Origin of the sequence: Brevibacillus sp. FIR094 (assembly GCF_050477165.1) — a bacterium.
GTDB lineage: Bacteria > Bacillota > Bacilli > Brevibacillales > Brevibacillaceae > Brevibacillus.
The window spans coordinates 237,102-247,275 of record NZ_JBEAES010000001.1 but is presented as its reverse complement, the minus strand read 5'-3'; the positions used below and the strand labels follow the sequence as shown (position 1 = coordinate 247,275).

Below are 10,174 nucleotides of genomic sequence, written 5' to 3'. Positions count from 1 at the left end.
CGGCGAATACGTCGTCGATCCGAATCGGAAAGAAGACCATACAGCCGTCTGGACCCAATGGGATCGGCATTTGGATCAGTGGAGGCATCACCCGGATTCCGGCGCGCAAATGATCCTTGTCGACGCTACACTCCGAGCACTTCCGCAGGTGCTGTGCGGAAATACGGCCGCTACGGATATTATATTCCCGAACGGATCGATGACGCTTGTCGAGGGTGTCTACAAAAACAATCATATCGCGGATTACTTCAACAAGATCGTATCGGATCTTACGCTTGCGCTTATTAGGGAACGGGTTCAAGAAGATCCTACCGTCCGCTTGCGCATTTTGGAAATCGGCGCAGGAACGGGCGGAACAAGCGCACGGGTGCTTGCCGGACTTAAACCGCTGCAAGAACATATTGCAGAATACTGCTATACGGATATTTCTCAAGCGTTTTTGCTTCATGCCCAGCACGAGTACGGACCGCATTACCCGTTTTTGACCTATCGTCTATATGATGCTCAAAAGCCAGCGGCGGTGCAGGGCTTTGAGGAAGGCGCATTCGATCTTGCGATTGCAACCAATGTGCTGCATGCAACCCGAAATATGAAGACAACGATCCGAAGCGTCAAGACGGTCCTGAAGCGCAGCGGTCTGCTGCTCCTCAATGAAATGAGCAGCAGCAATCTGTTCATCCACCTGACGTTCGGTCTGCTTGAAGGCTGGTGGCTATATGAGGATCAAGAGCTTCGGATGCCGGGATCACCGGGCTTGACACCCGATTCGTGGCGTTTGCTGTTGGAGGAGGAGGGCTTCCTCGATGTGTTTTTCCCTGCTGAGCATTCTCACGGTCTTGGACAGCAGATTATAGCAGCCGAAAGCGACGGTGTAATCCGGATACGAAGTCAAGCGGATGCGTCGGATAACACTGAAGAAGAACAACCCCAGGGGAAGCCGATTGCTCGAACAACGCTGCCCGCCAAAAAGGATGAACAAAGCCAGGAGGTGCTCCGCGAGAAGGGCAGAGAACGACTGAAGGCGCTCATCTGCGAAACGCTGAAAATTCCATACCAGCGCATGGAAACATACGTGACGCTAGAGACATATGGAATCGATTCGATTCTAGTCGTGCAGCTTACGGAAGCACTCCGGCCTCATTTCGCCAAAATAAACAGTACGCTATTTTTCGAGCACTCAACGATTAATGCGCTAGCCGACTATTTGCTGCAAGCCCATCCGGAGGAGATGCTTCGCTTCACGGGAATGGAGAGACAAGCAGTAGGCAGCTCAAATTTCGATACGCAAGAAGTGCCCGATAGCAATCTAGCGCCAGATCGTCATATGGAACCGGGAGCTGTTGAGCCGATCAACGAACAGCAAGCGGTTATCGAAATGTCGGAGAGCGAAGCGGCAGGCAAACAGGATGTGGCGATCATCGGCTTGTCCGGACGTTATCCGGGGGCAAGGAATGTAGAACAGTTCTGGGAAAACCTTAAACACGGAACAAATTGCATTACCGAAATCCCATCCGACCGGTGGGATTGGAGACTCTACTACGACGAAGAGCGGGGCAAGGAGGGCGCTGTCTATAGCAAATGGGGCGGATTCCTGGACGATATCGACAAATTCGACCCACTATTCTTTCAGATTGCGCCCAAGGAAGCCGAACGAATGGATCCGCAAGAGCGGATTTTTTTGGAAACGGCTTATGCGAGTATAGAGGATGCCGGTTATACCCCGGAACGACTAAGCCGTTCCGGGAAGGTTGGTGTTTTTGTCGGGGTGATGAACGGCAATTATTCGACTGGGGCGAATTTCTGGTCCATTGCAAACCGACTATCTTATTTAATGAATTTCCAGGGGCCGAGCCTGGCTGTCGATACGGCATGCTCCTCCTCGCTCACTGCGATCCACCTTGCGCTTGAGAGTATCTATTCCGGTACCAGCGAATGCGCGATTGCGGGCGGCGTTAATTTGATCGTAGATCCCGTCCACTACAAGAGGCTAACTTCGATGAACATGCTCTCCGCCGGCGATCAATGCAAATCCTTCGGTGCACAAGCCGACGGATTCGTCGATGGAGAGGGTGTAGGCGCGGTTGTCCTCAAGCCGTTGCATGCGGCGATTGCGGACGGCGATCATATTTACGGCATCATAAAAGGAAGCATGCTGAATGCCGGCGGCCGGACGAACGGCTATACGGTACCCAGCGCTTCCGCTCAAGCGCAGCTGATCCAAGACGCATTAAAGCGGTCTGGCATACATCCGGGTGCCGTCAGCTATATCGAAGCTCATGGTACTGGAACGGAGCTCGGTGACCCGATTGAAGTCGAGGGGCTGACGCGAGCATTCTCGCCGCTGGCCGGAGAACATGGCTATTGTGCGATCGGATCTGTTAAATCGAATATCGGCCACTGTGAGAGCGCGGCCGGCATAGCGGGACTGACCAAGGTGCTAATGCAAATGAAGCATGGACAGCTTGCGCCGACTTTGCACGCGGACGAAGTAAACCCGAATATCGCCTTCGAGCGGACGCCTTTTGCGGTGCAGCAGCGGCTGACGGAATGGAAACAGCCCGTCGTCGTCTTGAACGGGGAAACAATCACGTATCCTCGTATCGCCGGCCTATCCTCCTTCGGTGCTGGAGGAGCGAATGCCCATCTTGTCGTCCAAGAGTTCATAGAGAAGGCCGAAGACCGTCCGGACTTGGCACAGCACGCTTCAATCATCGTTTTATCCGCGATGAACGAGGAGCGTCTGGAAGCGAACGTTCGCCAGTTCGCCGAAGCCATCGGGGCAAGGACATGGCGGAATGAGGAGCTTGCAAATATTGCGTTTACGCTTCAGATTGGCCGTCAGGCGATGGAGGAACGTTTAGCCTTCACCGCAGCGTCAATTGCGGAGCTAAAGGAAAAGCTGGAACAGTACAGGATGTATGGCGCCGGCCCGGGCATTTATCGTGGACAGGTTAAGCGGGGAAGAAATTCGTTTCAAGCACTGGCTGCGGACGATGATATGCAGACGGCGATTGATGCCTGGTTTGCCAAGGGAAAGTACGGCAAGCTGCTTGATCTTTGGACGAAAGGGCTTGAAATCGATTGGCAGAAGCTCTACGGCGGCAAACCTCCGCGCAGGGTGAGCCTGCCGACTTATCCGTTTGCTAAGGAACGCTATTGGCTCGCTGCTTCTGAACCAGATGCGGTTAAGGTCCCTTTTGAAGTGATGACGTTTCAAGAAACGTGGCAGCCGGCTGAATGGAAGGAAGTGCTGCGCGAACAGCCGCGGACGGTCGTTTGCTTCCTTTCGGATTCACACCGTCAACTAGAGCTGACGGAAGCCGTTAACCACTTAAGTCCGAAGACGAAGCTGGTTTTTGTGTCACGTTACGAGGGCGAAGCGTTGAATACATGGCCGCATTCCATAGATAAGTGGGATTCATCCGGATTCGAACGTGTGCTGGCGGACGTCAACCGGACAGAGGCGGTAGAAGCCATTCTGTTTTTATGGCCTTTGGAGACAGCGCCTTCAGCGCAAATGACGGATGAACTAACCGCTCTCATCCAAGGGATGTATGCCTCTGGCCTTACATCAATCAGGCTGCTGGCCGCGGCGGTGTGCTCCACGGATATCGAACGCTGCCATGCGGAGTCTTGGATCGGCTTTGAGCGTTCGATCGGCCCGCTTATGAAGGATGTGCGGATGTCTGTTCATCTCTTTACGGACGATTTTCAGGCGGAACGCAGTTCGGGTCGCAATCTTTGGGAGTCGTTGTGGATGGAGCTTGGACAGGACAAGGTGCGAAGCTCTTTATATGCAGGGGGAGAACGGCATGTTTGTTCCGTGCGAGAAACCCGGCTTCAGCCGAAAGCGACCAAATTCCGCCGGGGCGGCATTTATCTCATTACAGGCGGCTTCGGCGGAATCGGCATGGTCGTTGCGGAGCATTTGGCCAAAACGTATCAGGCCAAGCTTATCCTGACGGGTCGGTCATCCATTGATGCTCGCAAAAGATCGATGATGAAAAAGCTTGAAGCGGCAGGCGCCACCGTATTCGCGATCGAAGCGGACGTGTGTGACTATGCCGCCATGAAGCAAGGACTTGTTGAAGCTCGGGCTGCCTTATCGGGAAGCATAAACGGCGTTATCCATGCAGCCGGTACGGAAAGCGGCCGTAGCATTCTAGAGAAGAAAACGGAGCAATTTCACGAAGTCATACAACCGAAGATTACCGGTACGCTCCTGCTTGATGAGCTGCTTCAAGAAGAACGCGAGCTTGATTTTGTCGCTTACTTCTCTTCTATATCCGCTGTACTGGGCGATTTCGGATCGTGCGATTACGCTGTCGGTAACCGGTTCATGACTGCCTACGCGGAGCGGGCTTCCCGTGTTCGCATGGGAGATCGACGACATGGCGGGTCGATTGTTTCCATTCAGTGGCCGCTGTGGAAGGATGGCGGCATGAGTGTCGGGGATCCGGTTATGACGAAAATGTATCTTCAAGCAAGCGGCCAGCGTGCCTTGGAAGCCGAGCAGGGGATCGCGCTGCTTGAGCTGCTATTAACACAGGACGAGCCCAATCATCTTGTGATGGCTGGGAATCGGGAGAGCGTCCGCCGCTCTCTAGGTCTGGAGCCGGCAACTGGACAGGAAGCGGTAAAGCCGGTGAAGGCGGCGCCGTTGACATCAATCGCGAAGCGGGCAGAACATGCTGAGTCGAATGTAGAGCAGCTGCTGGAGGAAGACCTGAAGGCACACATCAGTCGAATAGTAGCGATCCCGATTGACCGGATCGACAAGGAACAGTATTTTTCCGATTTCGGCTTCAATTCTATCAGCTTTGCCGAGCTGGCTTCATCGTTGACCAAGCATTACCGCATTGATCTTACGCCAGCCGTCTTCTTCTCCTATCCGACCGTGGAGAAGCTCATCCATTTTTACTTGCGGGAACATCGTGACGACCTGATCGGGTTTTACAAGGACAGATATGAGCTTCGTCCTGATGATGGACTGGATTTTCATCAGGAAGCGGCTGCTCTGGAATCCGTTCATACGGAGCCATCTAAACCGATTGAAGAACACGCTGCTGCGGTTGAAACACAAAGCCATCCATTTCCGGAGCCCATTGCGATTATCGGCATGAGCGGACGGTTTCCTGAGGCCCGCTCGGTTGAAGACATGTGGCGTATTCTGCGGGATGGCCGCGATGCGGTTCAGCCGATGCCGGAAGTACGAAGCAATCTCATGAACGATGAAAACTGGACGTGCGGATGGGTGCCGGGCGTCAGCGAGTTCGATCCTGCCTTCTTCGAAATCTCTCCGCGCGAGGCGGAGCTGATGGACCCAAGGCAGCGGCTGTTATTGCAGGAGTCGATGCGAGCGCTGGAGGATGCAGGATACGGGAGCAAGCAGCTGCGGGAAGGAAATATCGGCGTATTTGTCGGAGCTGAGGATGGCGACTACCAGTTTATCGCTAAAGGGGCAGGCAGCGTGACATCCACGAACAATGCGATTCTGGCATCTCGCCTTTCGTACTTCCTTAACCTGAGCGGACCTGTTATGTCGATCAATACCGCATGTTCCTCCGGGCTGGTCGCCGCCCATCAAGCATGTGTCAGCCTTCGCAACCGCGAATGCGATACGGCTATCGCCGCGGGTGTTAACCTTATGCTGACACCGTTGTATTTGAACGGGATGAGGGAAGCGGGTATGCTCTCGCCGGACGGCAAATGCTATGCCTTTGACAACCGGGCGAACGGTATGGTACCGGGCGAGGCGGTCGTGGCCGTCGTGATGAAAAGATTGTCTTTGGCGGAGAAAGATGGCGATCCGATTTATGCTGTCATCCGCGGCAGCGGCATCAATTATGATGGCAAAACGAACGGAATTACGGCGCCGAATGCAGCAGCACAGGCCCGCCTCATCCGTTCGGTGTACGAGCAGGCCGGCGTGAATCCGGAGCAGGTCGAGTATATCGTTACGCATGGAACGGGTACAAAGCTGGGGGATCCTGTCGAAATCCACGCGCTTCAGGAAGCGTTTAAAGGGGCAGCGTTGAACGAAAGTACATGCGCGTTAACCTCTCCCAAAACTAATTTTGGTCATAGCTTCGCAGCTTCAGGCCTAGTCAGCCTCGTTAATCTCGTCCAGGCGTTCCGTCATGAGACGATACCTGCAAGTCTTCATATGGATAAGGAAAACGATTATATACGATTTGAAGGGAGCCCGTTCTATGTGAACCGCGAGCCGAGGCCATGGCGTTCCAGTTCAGGCGCGCCGTTAACTGGTGCCGTAAGTGCGTTCGGTATGAGTGGTACGAACGCCCATTTCGTCCTTCAGAGCTACAACGAGAAGCGGCACAGCAGCTATTCCGGTCAAAAAGCGTATTATATGCTTCCCCTTTCAGCAAAGAGCGAGGATGCGCTTTTGCGGAAAATAGACGATATGCGCCATTACATGGCGAGCCAGCCTGCATCGGTGGAATTATCACAAATTTCCCTTACGCTTCTCGAAGGCAGACAGCCGTTTGCTTATCGCTGCGTAATCGTTGCCTCCAGCAAGGAGGAAGCGGTAGAAGCCTGGTTGGCTGCGGCTGAGAAGCGGTCTAGCCCGCCCATTTTGTTCGGACAAGTAGAACGGATGTTTAAAGCCGACAAGGCGAAGGAGCAGGAAAGGGTCGAATGGCTTCATAAAATCCAGTCTATGGACAAGGCTTCGAGTGAATACCGGGGAGCATTGATCGCGCTGGCTGAGTTATACTGCCAAGGCTATAGCCTGGACGGGGATTTATTATTCGGGGACGAGATGCAAAGTCGTATCCATTTGCCAGTATATCCGTTCTCTCGGGACCACTATTGGGTGCCAGGAGAACCGCTTGAGGTCTCAAGCGGTGCTTCCGCAGACTCCCTTAAGCCCGATACGACACGTTTGCTCTGCAAAGAATGGATAGAAGAAAAGGCATCGGCCGACGGTGAACCGCCAGGTAAAGTCGCTATTGTTACTGAGGATGGAACCCGTGAGCTTGCGATGGAGCTTAAATCCCGGCTTCCCAGCGCTGTCGTCCTTCATCCTCACCAACTCGATGAGATGACAGCGGGAGAGGCCGAGGAGATGGATTTCGATGCTTGCATTGACCTTTTAGGCTGCAGCAGCGAAGCGGATCGGAACCTGGAAGGATTGCCTTGGCTCCAGCGGCTAATAGATGTAAGACGAAGCAAAGGGATCAAAGTGATCGGCGTAACGAAAGGTCTTGAGCGATTCCGCAGCGATACTGTGCGATTATCTGGAGCTTGCAGAGCCGGACTATACCGCATGCTGCAAAGCGAATACGCCAATATTCATTCCAGACATGTCGATCTGGATGCTATGGATAATGGTAAAGCCTGGGTAGAACAATTGATTGCTGAACTGCATTGTAACAGCGAGTGGCCGGAAATTTGTTACCGCAAATCCGTGCGTTACCGCGCAGACCTACGGGAGCAAGAGACGGTACAGAATGCCAAGCCGTTTTCGTGGCCGGAGGGGCATGTGCTGTGGATTACCGGCGGAACGCGGGGACTAGGTGCATTGTGTGCACGCCATTACGTTGAAACCATGGGCGTGAAAAGGCTTGTCCTGCTCGGAAGAGAAGCGCTGCCTCCCCGGGAAACATGGGAATACGAGGCTGTCCAGACTTCACCAATGGCGAATAAGATCCGTTTGGTCAAGGAATTGGAGAAGATAGGGGCTGACGTGCGGACGCTCGCCATCCCGCTAACGGATACCGGTGCACTAGAGCAGGCGCTTCTTGATATTCGAGATGAATGGGGACCGGCAGGGGGCGTGATCCACTGCGCGGGCGTCGGCGATCGGGAGTATCCGGCTTTTGTTCACAAGCCAACCTCTGTTATACGGCAGGTATTGGAGCCGAAAGTGGAAGGTTTAATGTCCGTATGGGAATGTTTCAAGGATGAGCCGCTTGCCTTTTTTGCTCTATTCTCGTCCGTATCGGCGGCTGTTCCATCGCTGGCTGCGGGACAAAGCGATTATGCGATGGCCAATTCGTTTATGGATTATTTCGCGCAGGCTCATGCGAATCAAAGGCCCATTATCAGCATTCAGTGGCCGAGCTGGAAAGAATCGGGCATGGGCGAGGTGCAAAGCGGCGCCTTCCTTGCCACCGGTATGCACAGCCTGACCGACCGGGAAGGGCTGAGATTGCTCGATCATATAATTGCAAAGCCGCCGGGAGCGGTCGTTTTGCCTGCTGTCGTTCAACCTGACAAGTGGCAGCCGGAGCGTCTGCTTATGCGACGGCTTGAAAGCAGCCTCACCACGCGGAATCCCGCTTCCGGCCCATCGGAAGTGCGCTTGGAGTCACAAGCATCGCTGTCGGGAGCCGTACGTTCATGGCTGTTGGATTTATTTGCAGCGGAATTGAAGCTTGAGCGATCCAAGCTGGAGCTTCACATACCGATTCAAGATTATGGTGCAGACTCGATCATATTGGCGCAATTAATTCGGACAATAAGCCGCACCGTAGGCAAGGATATCGACCCATCGGTGCTTTACGAGCATACGACCATTCAGTCGCTTGCAGATTGGTTGACGGCCTCATACGGCGAGCCGCTGACCCAGGAATTGCTGTCGGGGGGCCAGGAGTGCCAGGAGCATGAACAGTCAGTGCCAATTCATGATTTTAGCGATGCTCCTTCCATGCCTGAAGTGGAGATCTCCCGTCAGTCGATTCAGCAGGAACGAATCGGCGAGGAGGGTATAGCGGTCGTCGGGATGTCCTGCCGATTTCCGGGAGCGAAGGACTTGACCCATTATTGGTCGCTGCTCACGGAAGGCCGAAGCGCGATACGGCCGGTTCCGAAGGAACGATGGGGGAGCGACCAGCTTTATTATGCAGGGCTGCTGGATGCGCTTCGCCATGCCGATCCGTCGTTTTTTCATATTCCAGACGAGGATGCCAGAGCGATGGACCCGCAGGCACTACTCATCTTGGAGGAAAGTGTGAAAGCGCTTCATCACGCAGGGTATAACCGTGCGGACGTAAAAGGAAAGGCCGTTGGCGTTTATATCGGTGCCAGAACCCAGTATTGGCCGGGCGAGGAACTGCTCCTTCAAACGAGAAATCCGATCGTCGCGGTCGGCCAAAATTACTTGGCTGCCAATATATCCCGTTTCTTTGACCTAAGGGGTCCTAGCATGGTGATCGATACGGCCTGTTCCTCTGCCTTGACCGGGATGAGCATGGCCATTCAAAGCCTTCGGAGCGGGGATACGGTGTCCGCATTGGTGGGAGGGGTCAGCCTGCTGAACAGCGACTTCTCGCACAAACTATTCGGTCAGCGCGGCATTCTGAGCAAAAGCTCGACATTTCACGTCTTTGACGGCAGGGCTGATGGCGTTGTACTCAGTGAAGGCGCCGGCGTTGTCCTGTTAAAAACAGTGAAGCAGGCGCTGGCTGACGGAGACCGCATCTACGCCGTTATCAAGGGAATCGCCGTAAATAACGATGGGAGAACCGCGGGGCCGGCGGCTCCAAATATGCAGGCGCAGAAGGACGTCATGCTCGCTGCCTTAAAGAAGAGCGGCAGAAATCCGTCTGACGTCTCTTATATCGAAACGAACGGCTCAGGCTCGGAAGTAACCGATCTGTTGGAGCTCAAGACGATTCAGCAGGTTTATGGCAACGGTGGAACTGCCGCTATCGCCTTGGGCTCCATCAAGCCCAATATCGGCCACCCGCTAAGCGCAGAAGGGATTGCGAGCTTCATTAAGGTTGTGCTGATGCTCGATCATGACCAGTTTGTACCGTTTTTATCGGGCGAGCTGCCGATGCAGCATTTTGATTTGGAAGCGTCCCCGTTTTTCTTTCACCGAGAAACGAAGAACTGGAGTGAATCGGTTCGAACAGCGGCGATAAACTGTTTTGGCGACGGAGGCACCAATGTTCATGCGGTTATAGAATCTTGGCAGGAAGAGCGCTCAGACGATGCCATACGGAAGCCGCTGCCTTGGCCGGAAGAATGGCAGGAGTGCGGAAAACCAGTCAGCGTATCATCGTCTGATTCGCAGATGGTTAAGAGCCGAACGAATATATGGAAAATGAAAGCGGAAGAGCGGAAGGTCAGCAGTCCGAAATCATTCTGGGGCGGAACTAAACCCAAATAACCCCATAGGGCTTAGGGGTAGCGTATTCAAGGG

General features: G+C 54.0%; 1 pseudogene. It reads left to right on the top strand.

The features are described from left to right. Positions 1–337: 337 nt before the first annotated feature. Positions 338–10,141 (top strand): annotated as a pseudogene (locus tag ACQ5DJ_RS00925) (SDR family NAD(P)-dependent oxidoreductase); the annotation flags it as partial. Positions 10,142–10,174: the final 33 nt, after the last annotated feature.